The sequence below is a fragment of the Glutamicibacter sp. 0426 genome (genome assembly GCF_001906485.1).
In the GTDB taxonomy this organism is placed as follows: Bacteria; Actinomycetota; Actinomycetes; order Actinomycetales; family Micrococcaceae; genus Glutamicibacter; species Glutamicibacter nicotianae.
In genome coordinates this window covers 153,159-175,532 of record NZ_MPBI01000003.1, presented here as the reverse complement: position 1 = coordinate 175,532, position 22,374 = coordinate 153,159, and the positions used below count along the sequence as shown (strand labels likewise).

At 57.6% G+C, this 22,374-nt stretch carries 16 protein-coding genes; 9 read left to right on the top strand and 7 right to left on the bottom strand.

What is annotated here, in order from left to right; all coding sequences use genetic code 11:
* Window positions 1–840: 840 nt before the first annotated feature.
* On the top strand, window positions 841–3,072 hold the full coding sequence (locus BKX98_RS09145) for an AAA family ATPase (RefSeq protein WP_073706989.1): 2,232 nt from the start codon (window positions 841–843) through the stop codon (window positions 3,070–3,072).
* A 13-nt stretch (window positions 3,073–3,085) separates the two neighbouring features.
* The gene (locus tag BKX98_RS09140; RefSeq protein WP_073706988.1) at window positions 3,086–4,276 is read left to right on the top strand and encodes an McrC family protein; all 1,191 of its coding nucleotides are present in this window, start codon (window positions 3,086–3,088) and stop codon (window positions 4,274–4,276) included.
* Window positions 4,277–4,661: 385 nt separating this feature from the next.
* Here BKX98_RS09140 and BKX98_RS09135 read toward each other — a convergent pair whose 3' ends face one another.
* Entirely contained in the window at window positions 4,662–5,639 is a 978-nt protein-coding gene (locus tag BKX98_RS09135) for a hypothetical protein (protein WP_073706987.1), read from the bottom strand.
* Between the two features lie 1,126 nt (window positions 5,640–6,765).
* The gene (locus tag BKX98_RS16830) at window positions 6,766–7,431 is read right to left on the bottom strand and encodes a hypothetical protein (RefSeq protein WP_143181079.1); all 666 of its coding nucleotides are present in this window, start codon (window positions 7,429–7,431) and stop codon (window positions 6,766–6,768) included.
* A 164-nt stretch (window positions 7,432–7,595) separates the two neighbouring features.
* Here BKX98_RS16830 and BKX98_RS09120 point away from each other — a divergent pair, with 164 nt between their 5' ends.
* From BKX98_RS09120 to BKX98_RS09095, 6 genes are all read left to right on the top strand, one after another.
* On the top strand, window positions 7,596–10,748 hold the full coding sequence (locus tag BKX98_RS09120) for a DUF3427 domain-containing protein (RefSeq protein ID WP_073706984.1): 3,153 nt from the start codon (window positions 7,596–7,598) through the stop codon (window positions 10,746–10,748).
* A 74-nt stretch (window positions 10,749–10,822) separates the two neighbouring features.
* On the top strand, window positions 10,823–11,920 hold the full coding sequence (locus BKX98_RS09115; RefSeq protein WP_233125322.1) for a nucleoside hydrolase: 1,098 nt from the start codon (window positions 10,823–10,825) through the stop codon (window positions 11,918–11,920).
* Between the two features lie 116 nt (window positions 11,921–12,036).
* A complete protein-coding gene (locus BKX98_RS09110) occupies window positions 12,037–12,843 on the top strand; it encodes a glycosyl transferase family 9 (RefSeq protein ID WP_073706983.1) in 807 nt (268 codons plus the stop codon).
* Between the two features lie 7 nt (window positions 12,844–12,850).
* Window positions 12,851–13,609, top strand: coding sequence for an energy-coupling factor transporter transmembrane protein EcfT (locus BKX98_RS09105; protein ID WP_073706982.1), 759 nt, complete (start codon window positions 12,851–12,853; stop codon window positions 13,607–13,609).
* The gene (locus tag BKX98_RS09100) at window positions 13,606–15,000 is read left to right on the top strand and encodes an ATP-binding cassette domain-containing protein (protein WP_073706981.1); all 1,395 of its coding nucleotides are present in this window, start codon (window positions 13,606–13,608) and stop codon (window positions 14,998–15,000) included. Before BKX98_RS09105 ends, BKX98_RS09100 begins: the two co-directional genes overlap by 4 nt.
* Window positions 15,001–15,144: 144 nt before the next feature.
* A complete protein-coding gene (locus BKX98_RS09095; RefSeq protein WP_073706980.1) occupies window positions 15,145–16,218 on the top strand; it encodes an alkene reductase in 1,074 nt (357 codons plus the stop codon).
* Between the two features lie 85 nt (window positions 16,219–16,303).
* Here BKX98_RS09095 and BKX98_RS09090 read toward each other — a convergent pair whose 3' ends face one another.
* From BKX98_RS09090 to BKX98_RS09075, 4 genes are all read right to left on the bottom strand, one after another.
* Window positions 16,304–16,966: a GntR family transcriptional regulator gene (locus BKX98_RS09090; protein WP_073706979.1), complete on the bottom strand. Its 663-nt coding sequence runs from the start codon at window positions 16,964–16,966 to the stop codon at window positions 16,304–16,306.
* A gap of 123 nt (window positions 16,967–17,089) precedes the next feature.
* Entirely contained in the window at window positions 17,090–18,082 is a 993-nt protein-coding gene (locus tag BKX98_RS09085) for a transketolase family protein (RefSeq protein WP_073706978.1), read from the bottom strand.
* Window positions 18,083–18,967 (bottom strand): transketolase, encoded by an 885-nt coding sequence (locus BKX98_RS09080; protein WP_073706977.1) that lies wholly within the window; start codon window positions 18,965–18,967, stop codon window positions 18,083–18,085. It lies immediately after the preceding gene.
* 53 nt (window positions 18,968–19,020) lie between these two features.
* Window positions 19,021–20,358, bottom strand: a complete 1,338-nt coding sequence (locus BKX98_RS09075) for an MFS transporter (protein WP_073706976.1) — start codon at window positions 20,356–20,358, stop codon at window positions 19,021–19,023.
* Between the two features lie 245 nt (window positions 20,359–20,603).
* On the opposite strand from BKX98_RS09075, the gene BKX98_RS09070 reads away from it, so the two are divergent.
* Entirely contained in the window at window positions 20,604–21,377 is a 774-nt protein-coding gene (locus BKX98_RS09070) for an SDR family NAD(P)-dependent oxidoreductase (RefSeq protein ID WP_073706975.1), read from the top strand.
* A 104-nt stretch (window positions 21,378–21,481) separates the two neighbouring features.
* On the opposite strand, the gene BKX98_RS09065 is transcribed toward BKX98_RS09070, so the two are convergent.
* Window positions 21,482–22,321 (bottom strand): transporter substrate-binding domain-containing protein, encoded by an 840-nt coding sequence (locus BKX98_RS09065; protein WP_073706974.1) that lies wholly within the window; start codon window positions 22,319–22,321, stop codon window positions 21,482–21,484.
* Window positions 22,322–22,374: the final 53 nt, after the last annotated feature.

The following is a 22,374-nucleotide window of genomic DNA, read 5'->3' as shown; positions in this document are numbered from 1 at the left end:
CCATCGATGCCATGTTCCATGCCGCAGACTAAAAGGAACTCTAGGTTTGAGACTTCGCACGATTCGGCCATGTTGCGCAGCAGAACTTACACAGCAATGCCGCTGGAGTGCTGGTGTTTTTCGAATTGGACTACCGTGCGGCACTGTGGAGTGAAGAAAAGCCGGGGTGGCCTACTGGGCGCCATCCTGGCCAAGGCAGGCATTGTTTTTGCCGGGGATGAGGAAGCAGCCATCGCCGTGGGGCCAAGCGACGACCCTATGGAGTTGGCGGGTCGGATCGCCGAGCTAGGACCATGACAAGTCATCATCAGGCTGGCCGAAGCCGAGGTGACCTTCGTCCTGGCACTGGAATCGTCCGCATCTTCCAAGGTCTCGATCAAGGTTGGGGCGCTCGAAGCACGAATAGCGAAGGGTTCAAGTTCGCACGGGTGCATCACGGCTCATTTGGACTTGGACGCTCCAGAGTTGAGGGTTACCAATGTTCAGTGAATAGCGATAGCCGAGAGTCGGAATCTACCTAAGTTGGAATCGTGTGCGAAGCGGTCATCGGAGCAGAATCCGCCGCAGGTAGCGACGTATTCGACTTGCCGACCACCGATCCAGAGTGGTCGAGACATTAGAACGGCATGGAACCTCCTAGTCGTATTGATTTGGCTCACGCACACCGTAACCGATGCTCCGCGTTCTCGCTGAGCCAGCTGTTTCCCTGCCATATAGTGTTTCTCAAGACCGCAGCGCCAAGCTAGTAACCAGGGAGACATCTTGAATGAGTTCAGTGCCGATGAATCGATGATGACGAACCGAAGGGGGCCCGCGCCAGAACTGGAATCAGCTGGCCAAATGATCCTCGAACGAGGCCTGCGTGGTGAACCTTCTCCATTCTGGAACCAGACGACGTGGACTGAACACAACGCGACGGAACTGCTCCGCAGGACTTTCGACAACTATGACGGTGGCACGGGCAATTTCTTGGTCAAGCTGCAAGCCCAGCTGGAAGGGGCCGAAACCGCCGTTATTGTTCTGGCTGCCGAGCTGATGACCCTCACTCAGCTGCCGCTCGTCAATGTTAGGAGTGATACCAAGCAGGACCACATCGAATTGATTCTGTCTTGGGTGAATGCCGATACGCAGATACCTGATGAAATCCTCAAGGGGATGAAATCTTCTGGGGCTTTCAACGGCGGGCGGGGCTACAGCAGCCGGAAATGGCATAATTTCGTTTGGCTTGCCCGCTTCGTGCTGCAGGTGCGTGCGCAGCCCCAAAAAGTATTGGAAGAAGCCCTGGCTGGCCCGGATGCATTCGGCGCAATCACCGACGCGGTGGACGATCGGATACAAGGTGTCCGTTTTGCGGTCGAATACATGATGTGGCCGAACTTCTTCGAACCGGTGGTTAGCCAGAACCATCGAAAATTACTTCTCGAGGCATACGCCTGGGAAATTGGCGGTCAAAGTGGCTCGGATCAACGATCAATTGCCAACGATCTTGCTGCTATCCACAAGATCCACAATTCCAAGGCAGGCCACCGTGTTGATTGGTATGGAGAACTATTCATCAACGACTGGCTGAGGAAGTCGTCGACGAAGGCAGGACAGAGGGCCTGGCTGGTTCGGCAACAGCAGGGGAGCCAGCAGCTCTTAGACGACTGGTTGGATCGCGGGGAGATCTCTCTGCAGGCGACTCACCTCGGCGAAGTGGAACCGGGAAGTACTTTGCCACAGATTCAGCGCGCCGTGGAATTGGGGTATGACCACGTTGATTATGCGGAACGGAAGCAAAGCGCCCACGCATTCCACCGATTCCTGACCTTGATGGGGGTGGGGGACGTGGTATTCACCCGTCGCGGTGATGAACTATTTGTTGGAATCGTTGAGTCCGAAGTCCGTTTTGTTGCTGACGAGCCGGCGCATCTGGCCTGCGACGTGGACTGGCAACTAGTAGAACTCCCTGCTGACCGTGCAGGTAAGCTCGTCCTTGGAATTTTTGACGAACGGGGACCGTTTGTTGACGCGACGGCGGCACTATCTGACTTGACGGTTTTTCTCTCCGAAACCGGCGAAGCGGAAGAATCCGAGGAACCTGAAATCCCGATTGCACAAGAGCCCGCCACGCAACCTGAACTCCTGTCCGAGATTGACCAGACGTTTGCCGCTTCAATCCACATCGAGAGGGATCAGCTGCAAGAGGTCGTGGAGATGTTGCGTACTCGCAGACAAATTGTTCTTTATGGCCCACCGGGAACGGGAAAGACCTTCCTCGCGGGCAAACTTGCCAGGTTTTTGGCGACGGGGGAACACTCTGACCATGTCCAGGTCGTCCAGTTTCACCCTTCCTACGCCTATGAAGACTTCTTTGAAGGCTATCGTCCGTCTGCCGCCGACAACGGCCAATTGGGATTTGCTTTGGAGCCTGGACCACTGCGACGCATTGCGGCAGAAGCATCAGCAGAGGGGAACCGGAACAAGCCTTTCTTCTTGATAATTGATGAGATGAACCGCGGCAATCTGGCCAAGATCTTCGGCGAGCTTTACTTCCTGCTTGAATACCGAGACCAGAGCATCAACCTTCAATACAGTCCCGGATCGACATTTAAGCTTCCACCGAATCTATTCATCATTGGAACAATGAATACCGCGGATCGATCGGTAGCGATGATCGATGCGGCCATCCGCCGTCGTTTCGCCTTCATTGAGTTGCATCCCCAGGATGGCCTAATTGAGGGAATGCTCGATCGATTCCTTCAGGCTACGGGGCAACCTTCGTTGCGGGCTGATCTGCTCAGGGCGTTGAACTTGGAAATCGAAGGAACGGACCGTGATTTGATGATCGGTCCGTCGTACTTCATGGGGAATCATGCCGAGAGTGATGTTGGCTTGGAACGGATCTGGAAGTACGAACTCTTGCCCTTGCTGGAGGAACACTACTTTGGACGATTCAGTCGAGACGAAGTACGCAGTCGGTTCGGTCTGTCCAGCATCCGCAAGAAAGCCAGGAAGCTCGTCGCGAGCGATGAAGACCGCGAAGTTTCTGCCGTCGAGTCGACAGTAGTAATTGAAGAAGGCTTGAGCTGACGTGTGTACACCCATGACATTTCACGAGCTCGAAACCACACCTCGATCCGTGGAACTAAGCGAGGACGACGCTGAAATGCTGCGGGCCTCGAAGTTGGTTAATGTTTCTCGTGCCTGGTGCGGCGGCTGGGACATCAGCCCGACGGGAATGGTGGGCGCCGTGCAGGTGGGGGAACTGCTGATTGAGGTTCGTCCCAAAGATAAGGTGGGCCTGAGTCGGCTGATGTTCATGCTCGGCTACGCTGCTGACCCGGGCTTTAGTGAAGCGGACACGGACGCGGTGGAGGAACCAGATTTTTTTGCGGCGATCGCACATTCTTTTGCACGACAATGCGAGAGAGCCCTGCAACGCGGGCCGCTCTCTAGCTACGTCACCGTGGAGGAGTCACTGCGAGTGCTTCGTGGCAAGATCCGTGTTGGAGACCAGATCTCACGACACCTTGGACTTCCCATTCCGTTGGAAGTCACCTTTGACGATTTCACGAAGGACATCGCCGAGAACCGGATACTTCGGACCGCAATAAGAATCGTTCTCGATCTTACCGCGGTGCCTCCTGCGGTGCGGGAACGTCTCTCGCGTTTGGACCGGAACCTCGATGGTGTGAAACTTCTCCCTCGGGTTGCTCCATGGCCGCAATGGCAAGAAAGTAGGGCCAACGCCCACTATATTCCGGCGCTTCGTATGGCCGCCCTGATTCGTGATGGACTATCTGTAGAGTCGGGCAAGGGACGCAGCAGGATGAGCTCATTTGCTGTGGACATGGCGAAGGTATTTGAAGATTTCGTGACGACAGCGATAAAGGAGTCCATGCGTTTCTTTCCGGGGACTGTTCACGCTCAGTTCGAAGCTCATTTGGATGAGCCCAGACAAGGGGAAAGACCACGTACGACCATGTACGTTGATGCCGTCTATTGCGAGGCTGGCATACCCCGGGTTGTATTCGACGCCAAATACAAAGCTTCACAGTTCGGTAGCTACTCAAACGCAGATGAGTACCAGATGCTTGCGTACTGCACTGCTTTGGACGTGCCGAGGGCATGGTTGCTTTATGCAGGTGCTGGAAGCCCCAGAATCGTGAAAGTCAGAAATACAAACAAGGAAATCGTGCACTTTCCGTTGGACCTGTCATTGAGTCCAGAACGGCTGTTGGAGCGGGTGCAGAATGTCGCTAACTTGGCCCATGCTCGAAAAAATTCTGTATAAGTCACACACTTTTCCATGACGTCGTGGTCAGTATCTTGGTGGCGCAACTCTTCGAGACCTTCCCAAGGCTTGCGATTGGGAGTCGCAAATCGAAAATTACAAGAAGGCCGAGAACTGACGTGGCGGACTCTACCGACCGTTTACCAGATCGCCTAGACAATCGGCGAGTAGGGACCGGCGGTCGTCGACGAAAGCCAGCTGCATGCCGGTCCGGGGATCCGCATCCGGGACGCGCTAGACATGCTCAATCGATGACCAGCAGGCGCGCAGTCCACCACGGATCTAACGCAGAGCCCTCAGCCGCAACGGGAGCCGGCGCCACGAGATTTGAATGGCCGCCGTATGGGGGAAATAGCCGAGGAAAAGGTCGGCCAGTAACGCCATGTTATTCAATTGGGGCTGACAGTTCCTTGAATTCAGGGAACCAAACTCGGATCATTGCATCACGGCGACCGCCCGAAAGCTTCAGGTGACCGGAAGCTTCGTCCAGAAGATCCATAAGATCATCGAAGCTTTCCGTATCCGTGACGTACCGAGGCGAAAATCCTGATCGCTTCAGGACCCTCATCCCCTTGCTTCTCTGCTGAGTTACCTGCCCCATTCTCGATTCTTCGTCGTTTACAAAGACCACGCCGCTGTCGATTTTGATCGGTGGATAAATGTACATATCGTCGCAGAATATGACGATGTCTCCACACTTGTACGCGTCGTCGGCGTTCTCGATTTGCATGACGTCAAGGTTGAAGCCGGTGGGTCTCGTTGTGCCGGTGAGGATCTCGTCCTGCTCTTCTTCCGTTAGGTCTGCGTCGTACCTCGTCACCAAATACACGTTCTCGACCGCCCATGGGAAGCCTGTAACCAGTGGCTTCGACGTGTTGACTCCGGTGATTCCGGATATTGCTTTCCCTTCTTTGTACAGACGCTTGAGATCTGCCAGCTTCTCCTGGGTTATTTTCATTCCATGGTCATCGATCTCGCGGAGAACAAACTCCTTGACGCTTCTACGATTTTTTATGCTGTCAGTAACGATGATGGCTTCAGAGGATCGCGCAGAGCTTGCGGAGGCATTGGCTGATCCGACGATAGCGTGCTTGTCTGTCGCAATTACTTTGGCATGAAGGCGTTCTGAGCTGTAAACCTTGACGCCTCGGTCGATGTATCGCTCGATTGCGAATGGGCTGGTGGCTCGTGAAGATACATTGTTGGCCCGTGCATTGACCAGCAGTACATCGCCAGCCTTGAGTGGTAGTCGGTCCGGTGCGTCGTTCCCCAGGAATGCAATCGCGGCGTGAATCTTGCCGGAGCCGTCAACAATTTCGGTGATGTGCGGCCAAACATCTTCTGAGTAGAAATCCATTTTCATGGTTTCTATCCAAGCACCTGGAACGGCATGTTCGTGCACCGACTTACGTTGTAGCCGGAATTCTTAGCTGGCCGCGGGATGGCCTGCGAAACGGTCCGTCCAGCGGCATTACCCGGATGTTGCGCGCCTGACCAGTATGGGGAAATGACATTCATCGGCTCGGTCAGCGACGCGGTCGTTATTCGCATGTTCGGAAGCAGTCAGGCCGCTGATCGCTGTATCGTCAGGAACTAGCGGTCTTCGAGGAGACTCCCGAAGAGTCTCTGGGACGGCACCTTGGCTTTAGGGTACTTGAGGCCCACGGTTTCGCGGGCGAATTGCGACGGGCTAACTTCCAACCAGCGGTTTTGATCCACGTCACCTCCATACTTTATGCCCCTCGTATCGCGTAGACACCATTTCGCTTTAGTAACCTTGCTTCTCGCTCTGAAGATAACCACATGGTCACATTTGGTGCCTACTGGCCACCATAGATCTGGTGGCTCGAAAGCTTGCCGATCCATGTGTCTTCCTCACAATCGTCCAAGCTGCGAGCCGAGCCGACTCGACCCGCCGCCCACTCCTGTCGATGTGGCTAAGAATTGCCATAACTTCTCGGGGGAACGGCAAACGAAAGTTCTCTCCGAGTTGCCCGGTGCTCTGGTGGATTATCTGTTGGTGCTCATCCATTGAAATGATTTCAGCGCCCTCGAAATCGGACCGAAGCTGCTGGACTCGACTTGGAGGTAGAGGAGATTCGAGACTTGCTGCAGGCGCCAGTTCGGCGCCCGGCAAAACGAAATGGCCATCGTGCGGCAGCGTGACCAATCCTGGGATCGGAACAGACGTCAGTTGATATTCTGTCCGTGCAGGCCGGCTTATGGTTACTTACGCAAGATGGTGTAGATTCTATTGTTGACATTGATCTGAAGCGGCTCGTCGCTCTCCCGCAGTCTTCGCATGTACGCAGCGCCCACTCCAATAGTTCCGGAACGAGACCCATTGGGCCGCCAAAGGACATCGACGTGCACACCATCGAGGACGACCTGGAGCTTGGTAGTCACATCAGGAAATGCATGTTTGGCTTCGAAAGGAATACGAAGTTCGCTCCGCATGCGGTCCTTGTCTGTCACTGGTTGCGACTGGACTATTGATTCGGCAGACGAACCATCAATGGGTTCTGTGTAACCAACGATTGACGCTGATTACGCGGGACCTTGTAGTTCGACAAGCCATGGCGCTTATGGAGGCCGTTGCCTACGTCGATATTGGCAAATGGTGCCACCCTCTCATTATCAAACAGATGACGGCGATGCCCGGGATCGATGCTGGTGGCAAAGGCAGCGAGCATGGACTGTTCACGAGTCGAGACCTCGTCGCAAGATGCGAAATGCACGTACAACTGATCAAGACTTTCAAGAGTCTTTAACCACCAGCCACCAGCGTGTGGTGCGCGAGCGCCCAACTTGGTCGAGTAGTACTGTCCAACTCGGGTCCGGATTGAAGTGCCAGCCATGCCGATGTAGAGGACTGGTTCGTTAGGGATCCAGAAGCGTCCAATCCGTTCGGTCAATGTGCTTGGCGTCGCGAGAACGCCATCAACGGATGTCCTGGGACAGACTGACAATAGATCGGTGTAGGCCGACGCCGAAGGAACATAAATATCTCTGTTCACGCGTGTGGCCTCCGCATCGACGGACCAACTGACACAGTAAACACCCGGAACGTTTGGAAGAGCCAGCTCGCCCCATTGGACCACGCCGGATGGATTTAGATCTGCAGCGGCAAAGAGCTCGCGAATAGATAGTGGCACGTTGATAATTTATCGCAAGATTCCTGCCTCGCGGTCTAATCTCGATCGTAACTACTGCAGTTTCACTCCTATCCAGTTGAAACAGTGCTAACGGGGAGTGCAATAGCCACGGAGTGCAATCTTCAGTGCCGCAAATCGTCCTATGAGTCGAGTAACCTGGCAACATGGACATCGGGGAAGAGCTAAATACGTTCGACTTGGGTGAAGGAATCTTCGAGATTCTTATTACCGACCACCTAGCAGGGCGACTTCAGGCATTGTCCGGCTACAAGCGGACAGTGGAACCGATTGTTCCCGAGAACGCCCCGGGTGAACTGGCCCGCTTTCTTGGGCGCGCGATTGAGAAGCGGTTGGGCGCGCTAACGCCGGATCAAATGATTGACCTGTCCAACCAGATACTTGACATGGTTGGTCATTCACAGGATGTTCTACCGGGCCCGAAAAAACTTTTGGAGTTGCAACGCGACGATGCAATTCGGATGCGGTCATTCAAACGACCGCAGACCTCGCTAAGCTCGGCTGCCCTACTCACGAATAGCCGCGAAGACCCGCAACTGGCTGCCGAGCTGAGAGCCGAGTTATCTTCGGCCGATCGAGTCGATCTGCTGTGTGCCTTCATCAAATGGGAAGGTCTCCGGTTGCTTTCCGATTCGCTGGAGACACTCAAGGATTACGGCATTCCGATCCGGGTCATCACCACAACATATATGGGTGCCACCCAACGTCACGCAATCGACGAATTGGTTCGCCGTTTCGGTGCCGAAGTTCGCATTAACTACGAGACCAATGCGACCCGGCTTCACGCCAAGGCCTGGATGTTCCACCGGAATTCAGGGTTTGACACTGCATACGTTGGAAGCTCCAACCTGAGCCGACCGGCACTGCTCGACGGCCTTGAATGGAATGTTCGACTCTCTGGCGTGGCAACTCCAAGTCTGTTGCAAAAATTCTCGATGACCTTCGACAGCTATTGGGAGGACGACGCCTTCGTTCCATACGATCCCGATACTGACGCAGAGCGACTTGACGCTGCACTGAAACGGGCGGGCGGAACGACGGCGGAACGAATGCTCGGATCCACCGGGCTGGAAGTGCTTCCGCTGCTGCACCAAAAGGAAATGCTCGAAGAACTCGAAGCCGCCCGCACAAACCGCAACGAGCACCGAAACCTGGTGGTTGCTGCAACGGGGACCGGCAAGACCGTACTCGCGGCGCTGGATTACGAGCGACTGTGCGAAGCTGCTGGCCGGGACCTTACCCTTTTATTCGTGGCTCACCGCAAGGAGATCCTAGAGCAATCGCTCAAAACGTATCGCAAGGTACTGGGGAAGGGCTCCTTTGGCGAGATGTTCGTGGATGGACAAAAACCGGAAGCCTGGAAGCACGTGTTCGCCAGTATCCAGTCCTTAGCCGCTTTCGGACTTTCCAGGATCGACCCGCAGGCATTCGATGTGGTGGTGATCGATGAATTCCACCATGCCGAAGCATCTTCATACCGCAAGCTCATTGAGCACCTGAAGCCCATCGAACTGCTGGGACTCACTGCAACACCCGAACGTGGCGACGGCGTCAATGTGGCTGACACCTACTTCGGCGGTCGAATTGCCGCGGAACTGCGCCTGTGGGATGCCTTGGACGCAGACCTCCTGGTTCCTTTCCACTATTTCGGGGTGGCAGACGACGTCGACCTCACCGCAATCGAATGGAAGCGCGGTTCCTACGACCTGGAACAGCTGAGTAATGTTTACACAGGTAATGACATGCGTGCACTGAAGATCATCAACGAACTGCGCGACAAGGTGGTCAGCACGTCCGCGATGCGTGCACTGGGTTTCTGTGTCTCGGTCCAACACGCGCATTACATGGCCAAGGTTTTCAACGAGGCAGGAATCCCTTCGGTAGCGGTGTCCGGAATTTCAAGCACCGAGGAACGCGAGGGAGCGCTAGCCAAACTACGTGCCCGTGAACTGAACTGCATCTTTGCCGTCGATCTTTTTAACGAGGGCCTCGACGTTCCGGAGATCGACACCATTCTTTTGCTACGTCCCACTCAGAGTTCCACGATCTTCCTGCAACAGCTCGGCCGTGGACTCCGGCGCGCAGACGACAAGGCAGTACTTACGGTATTGGACTTCATCGGCCAACAACGTCGGGAGTTCCGTTTCGACGTGAAGTTTCGTGCCTTGCTGGATGTTCCGCGCAAAAAATTGGAGCACATCATTGATGACGGTGCGCCCGGACTTCCCTCGGGGTGCCAGCTAATGCTCGACCGCGTGGCGCGCGCGATCGTGCTAGAGAACATTCGATCTCAGTTAAAGCTCAACAAGCCGGCATTGGTAAATGAAATTAAGTCGCATGGGCTGACTGCCATGGACGACTACCTCGCCGCGTCCGGACGAGATGTCAAAGATATTTACCGCAAAACGGGAGATTCGTGGACTGAATTGGTTCGTCGAGCAGGACTGATCTCATCGCGTTCTCCTTGGGAAGAAGAGCTGAACCGAATCGGTGTCGACCAACTAAATGAAGAACATGAACTTCTTAAACGGGTAACTCGTTTCCTCCATGTTGACGATGCAGAGCGCGCTGATGCGTACTCGGCGCTGCTTTCAACTAGCGCCCCACGTTATGCCGACTTGGAACCGCGAGTGCAAATATTTGCTCGGATGCTGTTCTATACCTTCTGGGATAACGGAGGCGGGTTTGAAACCTACGACCAGGGACTAGATCGCATTCGTGCAAACGGATACCTGGTTGAAGAGCTGCGAGCTGCCTTTGCGAGAGGTGTGGACCGCGGAGCGCACGCACCAAGGGGACTCCCGCTCGGACTGCAGCATATCCCGCTGTATTCGCATGCCACATACTGGCGCTCTGAGATTCTAGCAGCACTTGAATACGGATCGTTGGAACTTGGCAAGGGAGTCAACCACCGTGAAGGGGTCGCATGGTGTTCACAGGCAAATACCGACGCGCTCTTCGTAACGCTGGACAAGGACGAATCCGTCCACAATCCAAATACCCTATACAAGGACTATGCGATCAGCCCGCAATTATTTCACTGGGAATCACAGAACGCCACCAGCCCAACCAGCCCTACCGGCAAACGCTACTTGAACCGCAAAGAGCATGCTTCGCATATCTTGCTTTTCACCAGAGACGCCGCGAGGGACATTGACGGGCTGGTATTGCCGTTCACATGCTTGGGCACAGTCGATTATGTGAAACACGAAGGTTCCAAACCCATCGCCATCACGTGGAAGTTGCATCGAGAGATGCCGGTCAGCGTATTCACATCAGCGAATGCAGTTGCTCGTTGAGAATGTGGCGGTTATTTCCATGACAGTGAGAACTATCTGCTTAGATCTTTGCAGTGAGGAAGATGAGGAATGACGTGCCGGGAAAGCTCGAAATTGCAGACGAGGCCTACCAACGGCCGTCGAGTCGACTCCTGATCGACTGCGACACCGGGATAGATGATGCCTTGGCGCTGGCGTACCTCTCCTCGCTCGACCATATTCGGATAGAAGCTGTCACCTGTACTCCGGGCAACATCGATGTCGGGCAGGTCGCAGCGAATAATCGTGCCTTGCTTACGCTCTGCGCAAAGTCGGACATTCCAGTGCTCATTGGTGCGCGCGAACCGCTAGAAATTCCTTTGGTGACTACGCCGGAAACTCATGGTCCGCAAGGCGTTGGCTACGCGACCCTTCCAGACCCAATGTACCCAGAGCCCATGGCTCTCGACGCCATCGATTATTGGATCGAAGCTGCAAGGGGCAACCCGGGCGAACTGACTGTCCTCCTCACCGCGCCACTGACCAACTTCGCCCTTGCGCTTCGCCGCGAACCACGACTTCCCTGGTTGCTGCGCAAGGTAGTAATCATGGGCGGTGCCTTCTACTACCAGGGCAACACCACGCCTACGGCCGAATGGAACACTCACGTGGACCCGCATGCCGCAAAGGAAGTCTTTGCTGCGTACACTGCTGCCGCTGAAGAAGGATTGGATTCCTCGAAATTGCCGATTGTCTGCTCTTTGGACACTACGGAGCGCTTTGAAATGCAGCCCGACTTTCTGAAAAAGCTCTCCAGTGAATCTGGATGCGCTGAACCGGAAATTGTCCAGGCTAGCGATCCAGAAGGGACATTAAGCAAGTCCTCGAATCCACTGGTGCGCTATCTCTCCGACGCCCTGCGTTTCTACTTCGAATTCCATCGCCAATACGACCAAGGTTACATCGCTCACGTGCACGACTTCTTTGCCGCTGGCGTTGCCGCCGGCACGCTGGACTACGAGACCCGCCCCGCAACGGTGGACGTAGAAACAGATTCACCATTGCTCTTTGGTACGACAGTGGCTGACTTCCGCGGGCTGTGGGGCAAACCGGCGAATGCACAAGTGGTCGTGGCAAATAATCCCGAGGCGGGATTTGCCGAGCTGGTCCAACGACTCGGCGCGCTGGCAAGAAAACTCAATGAGAATTCCTGAGCGCAAGCAGGTGGGCTAGACTCGTCTACCGGGTCGAGGTGACATAGACCCGCCATTCGCGCGTTGCGGGAGCAATCCTGCGCGCAATTAACTCGTATCCCCAGGATTGCCTCATCATGTCACCGAATCTTCTCTTGTCCGAAGCATCACCGACCCAGCTCCTGCGCCGCCGGGTGCTCGGCGCCGCTGGAACCCTGCTTCTCGTTGGAACCTACCTGTTTCTGGTCATCACCCAACCAACGGGAATCGTCGAAGGGCTGGGCCAGGGAGTTGCTCTGGCAACTTTCGCCGCTTACCTGATCGCTGCCATCCTGCTGCTGCTCGCAGTCCTGCCGGATCTGCCAGTTTCTGCCCTGACGCTGATCCCGGTCGCCCTGGCATTGAACATCATCCTGGGCCAATTCGTCGGATCCGTCATGGTCCCGCTCTACCTGGATTCCATCGGCACCGTATTGGTAGGCTTCCTGGCCGGACGCCGTGCCGGTGCCGCCACCGGTGTGCTCAGCACCCTGATCTGGTCGCTGTTTGCACCTACCGTATTGCCATTCGCAGCTGGAGCCGCGCTGGTCGGTTTCCTTGCGGGAACCGCCGCCCGCTACGGAGCCTTGCGCCGGCCATACCTTGCCCCAATCGCCGGCCTGGTTTCCGGTGTGCTGGTTGGTGTGGTCTCTTCCCCGGTAGCCGCGTTCGTCTACGGCGGCACCTCGGGAGTCGGTACCGGCGCAGTAGTTGCAGCCTTCCGTTCCATGGGTGATTCGCTGCTCTCCGCAGTCACCAAGCAGGCCCTGATCTCCGATCCGGGAGATAAGGCCATTGTCTTCCTTATCGCGGCACTGCTGGTCTTCGCCCTGCCGAAGCGCCTGAGCGGTTCCTTCGAATTCATCCGCCGCTACAAGGTGCTGGGCAAGAGCGGAAACAAGTAGTACACCGATGAAGCGCCGCATCACCGGGTTGCACCCCTTTACCGTGCTTTGCCTCGCCTTGTTCACGGTTGCCGTAGCCACGGCTACCAACGTATGGTGGCTGAGCTGCGCGGTGATAGTCCTCTGCGTGGCCATTGGCGCGGTGGCCGGCAAAGCCCGCAAACTCGCGGCGCTTAGCGGTGCAATCATGCTTCCAACCCTGTTGTCCTTGCTGATGATCCATGGACTGGCATCCCGGGATTCGTCTCCGGTGATCGCCTCGTGGGGGCCAGTAAGCCTGACCCTTGGGGGAGTGGAGATTGCCACGGCCTTGGCTTTGCGCACAGCGGTGCTGGTGGTGGTTGGCTTGCTCTGTGGTTTGCTGATCGACAAGCACCAGCTGGTGGCGGCCATCGACTTGTCGCCAGCTCCGCCGCAGGCGGGGTACCTGCTGGCGTCCACCTTGTTCCTTCTTCCGCAGATGATGGAAAAGCAGCATGCCATTGGCGAAGCCCAAGCTTTGCGGAAGGCAGGAACCGGCCGTGGCTTGGCCGGCTGGCTGCAGCGCCTGAGGCTACGAGCAGTGCCGCTGGTGCTCTCCTCGGTGCAGGATGCCCATGACCGTTCGGTTTATCTGGAGGCACGCGGTTTTCCAGCCCGCGGCGAGCACAGCAGATTGCGCCAGGTCGCAGACTCGCAAATACAGCGAGGAGTCCGCTGGGTTGCCCTGCTGTGTTCGGTGGTGGTGCCGGTAGCGATTCTGGTGCCATTCGGAGGTGCCGCATGATGGACGTGGAACACCGTGCACCTGTCGAAAGCACGTCGGTGCTGCACCTCCGGTTGGGAAGCTTCCGCTACGCAGACGCGGATCACGATACCTTGCGCGCAATCGAGCTGGAATTATCTCCGGGGTCCTTGACGGTCATTTCCGGCGACTCTGGATCCGGGAAATCCACATTTGGCGGGGTACTCGCTGGTATGCTCCCGCGGCAGGGAACCGACAGTTGTGAGGGAACATTTATCCTGGCGGGGCAACGGATCGATTATTCTCCGGAGCATTCGCCACGAATCGACGTAGCCGGCTGGGCCAGGCATGTGGGATTGTTGCCCCAGGATGCTGGTCTCTACCTTTCGAGGATTCGCCAGACGGTTGCAGAAGAGCTGGTCTTCGCGAGGGAGAACGAAGGAATGCCCCGCGAAGAGATGGCCGAGCTCATCTCCGAGCTTTCAGCACGGCTGTCCATGGAGCATCTGCTGGAACGCGATCCTGCCAAGCTTTCAGGAGGCCAAGAACGCTTGGTCGCCCTGGCGGCGCTGTCAGCAGCCATGCCTACCATCATCGTGCTGGATGAACCGCTGGCAGGCTTGGATTCCAAGGCAATCGAAGCAGTGACGGAGATGGTCACCCGGCTGCGTGCCGCCGGCACCGCGCTAGTGGTGTTAACCCGCACCACTGAAGCATGGGAAGCCGAAGCAGATGCCCTGTGGAATTTGGCGGACGGAACTTTGCGGCCTGCGGCTGAAACCGCCAGAACTACTTCGTTGTCTTCCAGTCCGACTCGAGCATCCGTCGCACTAGCCTTCGCAAAGCCCCTGTTGGCCTTTGCCGGAGTGCAACTCGGATACAAGGGCGCGAGTGCCCCGGTCATCTCCGACCTCGATCTCGAAGTCCTTGCAGGAGAATGCGTGGGGCTTGCCGGTGCCAACGGAACAGGCAAGACTACACTGCTCAAAGCCGCCGCGGGCCTGCTCAAGCCAATTGCCGGCAAGTTGCGGGTGGCAGCCGATTCCGGGATGCTCCTGCAAAATCCTTCGGACCAGCTCTTCGAGCGGACGGTAACCCGCGAGATTGCCTTTGGCCTTCCCAAAAAGGGCATTCAGCGCGCCCGGGTGCCGCGAATTCTTGAGCAACTGGGTTTGGCATCCTATGCCCAGACCCATCCTTATGAGCTGCCTGCTTCGGCCCGACGGCTTGTTGCCTTGGCTACCGTGCTGGTGCGCGAACCACGGCTGCTGCTTCTTGATGAACCAACCGAGGCGCTGGATTCGGCGGGGCTTCAAATCCTGAACGAGGTCATCGATTCGATGCTTGAACGCGGGGGAGCGGTGCTGTTCTCTTCCCATGATGAGCGATTCATCGCGCGTACTGCCCATCGGGTGCACAGAATGCCGCGATAACAGCGGGGAAACTGCTCACTGGACCTTGTTCAACAGACTGCCCTGGCCGTTAGCCAGCTCATATTTGCAGCCGAACTGGAATACGTCAACGGAAAACCTAGTTGGACTATGCAAGTACAAATTCCACTTCAGGAGTCTTATCCCATGGATCTGTTTTCCCCTCTCGCCCTCGGCGACCTCAAGCTGTCCAACCGCTTGGTCATGGCACCGCTCACCCGTTCCCGTTCGGGCAAGGACGGCGTGCCCAACGCAGATGTAGTGGAGTATTACCGCCAGCGTGCGTCCCTGGGCCTGATTGTCAGCGAGGGCACCTACCCGAGCTTTGCCGGCCAGGGATTCGTCCGCCAGCCAGGCCTAGTCACCGAGGAGCAGATTGCCGGCTGGAAGAAGGTCACCGACGCGGTGCACGCCGAAGGCGGCCTCATCGTCGCCCAGGTCATGCATGCTGGCCGCGTCACCCACCCGGAAACCACCGGTGTCGACTACGTCGAAGCACCCAGTGCCATCGCGGTTGAGGGCGAGTCGCGCACCTACACCGGAAAGCACGCCTACCCGGTTCCGCATGCACTGGGTTCTGAAGAACTCCCACGGATCATCGAGGAATTCGTGACTGCTTCGCGCAACGCCATCGCCGCCGGATTCGACGGCGTGGAGCTTCACGGTGCCAACGGCTACCTGTTGCACGAGTTCCTGGCACCTTCGGCCAACACCCGCACCGATAACTATGGTGGCTCCCCGGAGAACCGGGCCCGCTTTGTCATTGAAGTAGTGACCGCGGTTGCCAATGCCATTGGCGCCGGGAAGACCGGCCTGCGCATTTCGCCGGAACACAATGTCCAGGGTGCGCTGGAAAACGATCGCGCGGATGTGCTGGCTACCTACACCGCGCTGGTTCGGGGCATCGCGCCACTGGGGCTGGCCAACCTGAGCATCCTGCACCATGACCCAGCCGGCGAGCTGGTCCAGTCGCTGCGCAAGGCCTTTGGCGGACCGGTGCTGCTGAACACCGGCTTCGCAGAGATCACCACCTATGAGGAAGCCGCCCGCGTGGCTGCCGAAGGCTGGGGCGAAGCCGTTGTCGTGGGCCGCCCTGCGATTGCCAACCCGGATTTGGTGCGCCGCTGGAAAGAACAGCTGCCGCTGAACGAACCGGATTTCGCGACCTTCTACACCGAAGGTCCCAAGGGCTACATCGACTACCCGTTCTGGGAGAACTGATCACGCCAGCTGAATAGCAATGCCAGCGGCTCCGTCCAACCTGCATTGGATGGAGCCGCTGGCTTTTGCAATATTTGTGGTGGCCCTACGAGCCCATCAGAGTCTCGGCGGCAATGCGCATATGCTCGGAGATTTCCGCGCTAACCGCGGCGCTGTCGCCAGCCTCGATGGTGTCCACCAGCTTGAAATGGCGTGCGACATCCATATTGCGCACCCCACGTTCGTAGCCGCCGAACATGATTGACATGCGGATGGAGCCCTCAAGCTGCTCCCACGCATGCAGCAGGGTGTCATTCTCGGACAGCCGGCACAGAGTGCGATGGAATTCAAGATCCGCTTCAATGCGATCCTCGATTTCATCGTCCGTGAGTTGCTCCATGTTGCTTACCGCGGCGCGCAACTGCGCGAGAGCGTCCGAAAGGTCTTCGCGCTGAAGCAGCGTCGTTGCCGCCAGAGTCTCCAGTGAGGCCCGGACCGCGAAGATGTCCTGGATTTCCTTGTTGTCCAAGTGGCGAACTGACAGCCGTCCGCGTTCTCCAGCGGAGACCAAGCCCTCCTGCTCCAATTGGCGCAGTGCTTCTCGCAGGGTGCCACGGCTGATTTGCATGGAGGCTGAAAGCTCGGTTTCCACCAAGTGGGTTCCCTGTTGCAATTCGCCGGTAGTGATGGCCCGGCGCAATGCGATCAATGCCTGCTCGCGCAGGCTCTTCTTGCGAAGGCCTACCAAGGAAGAATCGGCGATGGCCATGGAACACCCCTAGTAATTGGAAATCAACTGTCGATTGTTAACTGTTGATCTTAGCGCCTTGGGCGGGTGCAGTGCGAGCACTGCGCCCGCCCAAGGCAGCACATCAAGATGATCAGGGCACATCTAGTCGAGCTCAGCCAGGACCTTGGCGACGATCGCGCTGATCGACAACCCGTAGCGGTCATGGAGTGTCGGCAAAGCTCCTGCGTCAAGGAACTCGTCAGGCAGGCCGATGGGAACGACCTTCGAGGAAATCCCGCCACGGACCATGGTCGAGGCCAGGGTTTCGAACAACCCGCCAATCACCGAATGATTTTCCAGCGTGACCACCAGACGGTCCCCGGCCATCTCCTTCAGAACCGTTTTCGAGTCGAAGGGCTTGATGGTGGGGGAGTGCACCACGGAAACATCTACGTTGTGCCTGGCCAGTTCCATCGCGGCATCCAGCGCGCGCATGGTCATCAGGCCGCTGGATACGAAGACGACGTCGTTTCCACCGCGTAGTACTTTTGCCTTGCCCAATTCGAAGCTGTAGTCGTATTCATCCAAGACGGTAGGCACCTTGCCGCGCAGTAGGCGCAGATAGGTTGGCCCTTCGCAAGCTGCTAGCTGCGGCACCGATTGCTCGATATCCACCGAGTCGCAGGGATCCACAATGGTAAGGTTCGGCATCCCGCGGAAGATGGCAATGTCCTCGGTGGCCTGGTGGCTCGGGCCGTAGCCGGTGGTCAGTCCTGGCAGACCTCCCACGATATTCACATTCAGGTTCGGCTCGGCAATATCCAAGCACAAGAAGTCATAGGCTCGTCGGGCAGCGAACACCGAATAGGTGGAAGCAAAGGGGATCATGCCGGTTTCGGCGAACCCCGCGGCCGCTCCGAACAGCAATTGCTCGGCCATGCCCATCTGGAAGAAGCGTTCAGGGTGCTGCTGGGCGAAGATGTGCATGTCCGTGTACTTGCCTAGATCGGCGGTCAGGCCTACGATGCGCGGATCCTTCTCGGCCGCCTTGGCCAGGGCATGGCCGAAAGGGGCTGGCGCGGTCTTCTGGCCGGGCTCTGCGAAGGAGGCGATCATGGCCGAGGTTTTCAGTCGTGGTTTGGCGGTGGCAGACATTTAGGAGTTGCTCCCTTCGAAGCCTTCGGTGAGTTGGTCGCGGCAGATCTGCCATTCGTTGTCTTCAATGCGCATGAAGTGGGCTTTCTCGCGGTTTTCCAGCAGTGGAACGCCACGGCCTACCTTGGTGTCGCACAAGATGACCGACGGGCGCGAGGTGAGGGCCGCTTGGGCCGCGATGTTGTCGAAAGCCTGCAGCAGCGCTCGCGGGTCATTGCCGTTGATCCGCTGGGCGTACCAGCCGAAAGCTTCCCATTTCTCGGCGACCGGTTCGGTGCGCAGTACCCCGGCCGTAGCACCATCGGCTTGCAGGGCATTGATGTCCACCATGGCAGTCAGCTGGCCCAGCTGGTGGTGGGCGGCACCCATGGCCGCTTCCCAGGTGGAGCCCTCATCCAGTTCGCCATCGGAGAGGAAGTTGATCACCCGCTGGGTCCTGTTCTGGTGGCGCAGGCCCAGGGCCATGCCGACCGCGATGGACAGGCCGTGCCCCAGGGAGCCTCCGGAGATTTCCATGCCGGGGGTATAGGTGGACATTCCGGACATCGGGAGCCTGGAATCGTCCGAACCGTAGGTTTCCAGCTCTTCCACCGGGATGATGCCCGCTTCGGCCAGCGCGGCGTAGAAGCCGATGGCGTAGTGGCCGGTGGAGAGCAGGAAGCGGTCGCGGTCTTGCCAATCCGGTTCTGCCGGGCGGAAATTCAGCTGGTCCACGTAAATGGTGGCGAACATGTCTGCCGCACCTAATGCCTGCCCTACATATCCTTGGCCCTGCACCTCGCCCATATTCAGTGAGTGGTGGCGAATGCGGTACGCGGCGCCGCGGACCCTTTCGGTGCGCTGGTCCAAAGTCAACGTTTGATTTTCGGTGGCTGCGATTGCCATAGGTTGTCCTCTCGAGAATTCAACGGGTCGGTGTTCGGGGTTGCTGCCCGGGATCAGACGCAGCTTTTCTGCGGATTCGCGGCGATGGCCTGGTCGGCCAGACGGCGTTCGCGTGCGCCCCAGGTTTCCTTGGTGACCAGTGCCGCCCACAAGCCGATCAGCGCGTAGCCGATGAAGAGCGCGGCCGGGCCCATCCAGCCGAACTGCATGAAGAGCAAGGTGGTGATGAACGGTGTGAAACCTGAAACCATGGCTGAGATCTGGTAGGCCAGCGATGCGCCGGAGGAGCGGGTCTTTGCTTGGAAGAGCTCGGGGAACCAGGCACCCTGGGCGCCGGCCATGGAGTTCTGGCAGATCGCATAGGAGATAACGATCGTGGCGATGATCATCAGGAACGAGCCGGTATTGACCATCAGGAACATTGGAATGCCGAAGAGCGCGGCAAAGGCGCAAGCGAACAGGTAGACAGTGCGCCGTCCGACGCGGTCGGTGAGCCGGCCCCAGCGATAGGTCGCGAAGATGCCAACGGCCGAGGCGATGCTCAGAGCGGTCAGCGTTTGCCAGTTCGCCGCCAAGCCTGTGGTGTGCAGGTAGGAGATCATGTAGGTGATGGAGACCGCGTAGCCTGCGGTCTCGGCAATGCGCAACCCGATGCCGCGCAGGATATTGCGCCAGTCGGTGCGGATGACATCCATAATCGGCGATTTGACGATCTGCCCTGAATTCTTGACATCGTCGAACACAGGCGACTCCGGGACCTTCGAGCGGATGACCAGTCCAACGATGACCAGCAGGATGCTGGCAAGGAATGGAACACGCCAGCCCCAGTCGCCAGGCAGTTGCACGCTGAGCAGGAACACCAGATTGGCCAGCAGCAATCCTACTGGGAATCCGGACTGGACGATCCCGGTGAACCTGCCCTTTTGCTTCCATGGTGCGTGTTCATAGGTCATCAGGATTGCCCCGCCCCATTCAGCGCCGAAGGCCAGTCCTTGGACGATGCGCACAAAAACCAGGAGCGCTGGAGCGAGCACGCCAACTTGCTCGTAGGTGGGCAGTAAACCGATGAAGAAAGTGGCCAGGCCCATGACGATCAGCGAAGTGACAAGTACCGGCTTGCGCCCGATCTTGTCACCGAGATGGCCGCCGATAATTCCGCCGAGCGGCCGGGCGGCGAAGCCTACGCCCAGGGTGGCGAATGATGCCAGCGTTCCGAGCAGTGGATCGGTGCCCGGGAAGAATGCGTGGCCGAAATACAGGGCGGCAGCGGTGCCAAAGCCGATGAAATCGTAGGTTTCAATGGTGGCTCCAACGCTGGAGCCTATCGCGACGCGCTTGGCGTCCTTGGTGCCGTGAATCGGGCCACGAATTTCTAGAGTTTCGCTGCTCATGGGTGGCTCCCTTCGTGAGTTGTTGGATACGGGCAACTTTCATTGTTGACAGTCAACACTAATAGAAGTGTGAGCGACTGCACAAGGTCTGTCAATAGAAAATTTAACAGTTGACTGTCAACAGTAAACAAAACTATCGTGGTGTGCACCACAAACTCCTGGTGCGCTTGTCCAAGGCAGGGCACCATAACCACTAAGTTCGCCTCATTGTTATTAGGGCGAGCCGAATTGAAAGCAGGAATCCGATGAAACAAATCCAGCGCACTGCTGTACTGACAGGTGCAACCTCGCCCCAGGGGATCGGCATCGAAACCGCCCGGCACTTAGCCCGGGAAGGCTGGGGCATAGCGATTCTGGATCTGGACCACGCCGTATCCGAGCGCGTAGCCGCGGAGATTGCTGAAGAATTTGGCGTGCCGGCATTCGGCCACGAGATCGACGTCGCCGACGAGTCCTCGGTCGCCACGGCGCAGGCGGCAGTGGCAGCGCGCGTCGCCGCACAGGAGCTGCCTCCCACCGGCGCCGTAGTGAATATCGCGGGTATTACGTCCCCGGTGGATTTCCTGGATACGACTTTGGATATCTGGAACAAGATCATGAACGTCAACGCCACGGGCACGTACTTGGTTACCAAGGCATTCCTGCCGGAAATGATCGACAGTGGATGGGGACGAGTAATCAACATGTCCTCCGTGTCAGCCCAACGTGGCGGCGGCGTCTTCGGCAAGGTTCCTTATTCCTCGGCGAAAGCGGCAATCCTTGGCTTCACCAAGGCGCTGGCCCGTGAGATCTCGGCCAGCGGCGTCACCGTCAACGCGATTGCACCAGGCGCTGTGGATACCAATATCCGTGTTGGCAGCACCGACGAGCAGGAAGCGGCCATTGCCGCGGGAATCCCCATTGGGCGCACCGCAACCACTGGAGAAGTCGCATCGGTCATCGGCTTCCTGGCATCCGAAGGTGCTTCCTACCTCACCGGCACCACTATTGATATCAATGGTGGCAGCCACATGCATTAGCAGTTCGAGGTCCGGGCAAGTTCGAGGAAAAGAGGAAGCCAGCGGCCACGCTCCGATAAATTTCGGGTCGTGGCCGCTGGCTTATTGTCATGTTCTGGCGGCCGTTACCCGAACCAGGGCTTCTCGGCCGCGGCGAGCGTCCCGTCGTTCTTGGCCATGTTCAGCCACTGGTTCACGTACTCCTGGAACTCGTCATCACCCAGCGGCAGCAGGTAGGCCTTCTGGGAGAAGTTGAACGGCTTGTCCGGGTGCACTGCGCACAGCTCGGGATGCTCATTGGCCACCCACCGGGTTTCCGAGGCATCGGTGGTCATTACATCCGCCCGTCCGGCAATGATCTCATCGAAGATCTTGTTGTTGTCCTCGAAGCGGATGATTTCCCCGTCGGGATAATTCGCGTCTGCGAATTTCTCGTTGGTGCCGCCGATCGGGGTGATGGAACGGACCCCGGGCTGGTTGATTTCCTTGATCGTGTCGTACTTCTCCACGTTCTCGCACAGGGTGATGGGTGTCTTGCCCTCGTCCAGTGTGGCTTCGCTGTAGTAGGCCTGCTGGGCACGTTCCATGGAAATGGAAACCCCGCCTACTGCCATGTCGCACTTGGAGAGGAAGTCCGGCATCAAGTCCTTCCATGAGGTCTGGATGAACTCGGGTTCGACGCCCATGGACTCGGCAAGATCCTTGGCCATCGTGATGTCGATTCCCGACCATTCCCCGGTTTCCGGGTCGAGGTAGGTGAACGGCCGGTAGTCCCCGGTGGTGCAGACCTTCAGCGTTCCGGCTTCAATTACGCTGGCCAGCCGGGTGCTGTCGGAAGCTGGCTTCTGGTCGTCGCCGGATTCCGGGGCTGGAGCCGAACAGCCTGAAAGGAACAAGGCCGCGCATAGGAACAGCAATGGCAACCGGCGGGTGATGGACGGATTCTTCTGTGAACTGTCGGTCATAGTCCATCAATCTATAAGCCGTCCGAATCAGGGCACAAGACTTCCGGGTTTTC

Bases quoted from the DNA above. Each gene is read 5' to 3' on its own strand.
- BKX98_RS09090 (WP_073706979.1), bottom strand. From the start codon at position 16,966: ATGGCCATCGCCGATTCTTCCTTGGTAGGCCTTCGCAAGAAGAGCCTG.
- BKX98_RS09110 (WP_073706983.1), top strand. From the start codon at position 12,037: ATGTCACCGAATCTTCTCTTGTCCGAAGCATCACCGACCCAGCTCCTG.
- BKX98_RS09120 (WP_073706984.1), top strand. From the start codon at position 7,596: ATGGACATCGGGGAAGAGCTAAATACGTTCGACTTGGGTGAAGGAATC.
- BKX98_RS09085 (WP_073706978.1), bottom strand. From the start codon at position 18,082: ATGTCTGCCACCGCCAAACCACGACTGAAAACCTCGGCCATGATCGCC.
- BKX98_RS09145 (WP_073706989.1), top strand. From the start codon at position 841: ATGATCCTCGAACGAGGCCTGCGTGGTGAACCTTCTCCATTCTGGAAC.
- BKX98_RS09105 (WP_073706982.1), top strand. From the start codon at position 12,851: ATGAAGCGCCGCATCACCGGGTTGCACCCCTTTACCGTGCTTTGCCTC.
- BKX98_RS09140 (WP_073706988.1), top strand. From the start codon at position 3,086: ATGACATTTCACGAGCTCGAAACCACACCTCGATCCGTGGAACTAAGC.
- BKX98_RS09075 (WP_073706976.1), bottom strand. From the start codon at position 20,358: ATGAGCAGCGAAACTCTAGAAATTCGTGGCCCGATTCACGGCACCAAG.
- BKX98_RS09100 (WP_073706981.1), top strand. From the start codon at position 13,606: ATGATGGACGTGGAACACCGTGCACCTGTCGAAAGCACGTCGGTGCTG.
- BKX98_RS09080 (WP_073706977.1), bottom strand. From the start codon at position 18,967: ATGGCAATCGCAGCCACCGAAAATCAAACGTTGACTTTGGACCAGCGC.
- BKX98_RS09095 (WP_073706980.1), top strand. From the start codon at position 15,145: ATGGATCTGTTTTCCCCTCTCGCCCTCGGCGACCTCAAGCTGTCCAAC.
- BKX98_RS09065 (WP_073706974.1), bottom strand. From the start codon at position 22,321: ATGACCGACAGTTCACAGAAGAATCCGTCCATCACCCGCCGGTTGCCA.
- BKX98_RS09070 (WP_073706975.1), top strand. From the start codon at position 20,604: ATGAAACAAATCCAGCGCACTGCTGTACTGACAGGTGCAACCTCGCCC.
- BKX98_RS09135 (WP_073706987.1), bottom strand. From the start codon at position 5,639: ATGAAAATGGATTTCTACTCAGAAGATGTTTGGCCGCACATCACCGAA.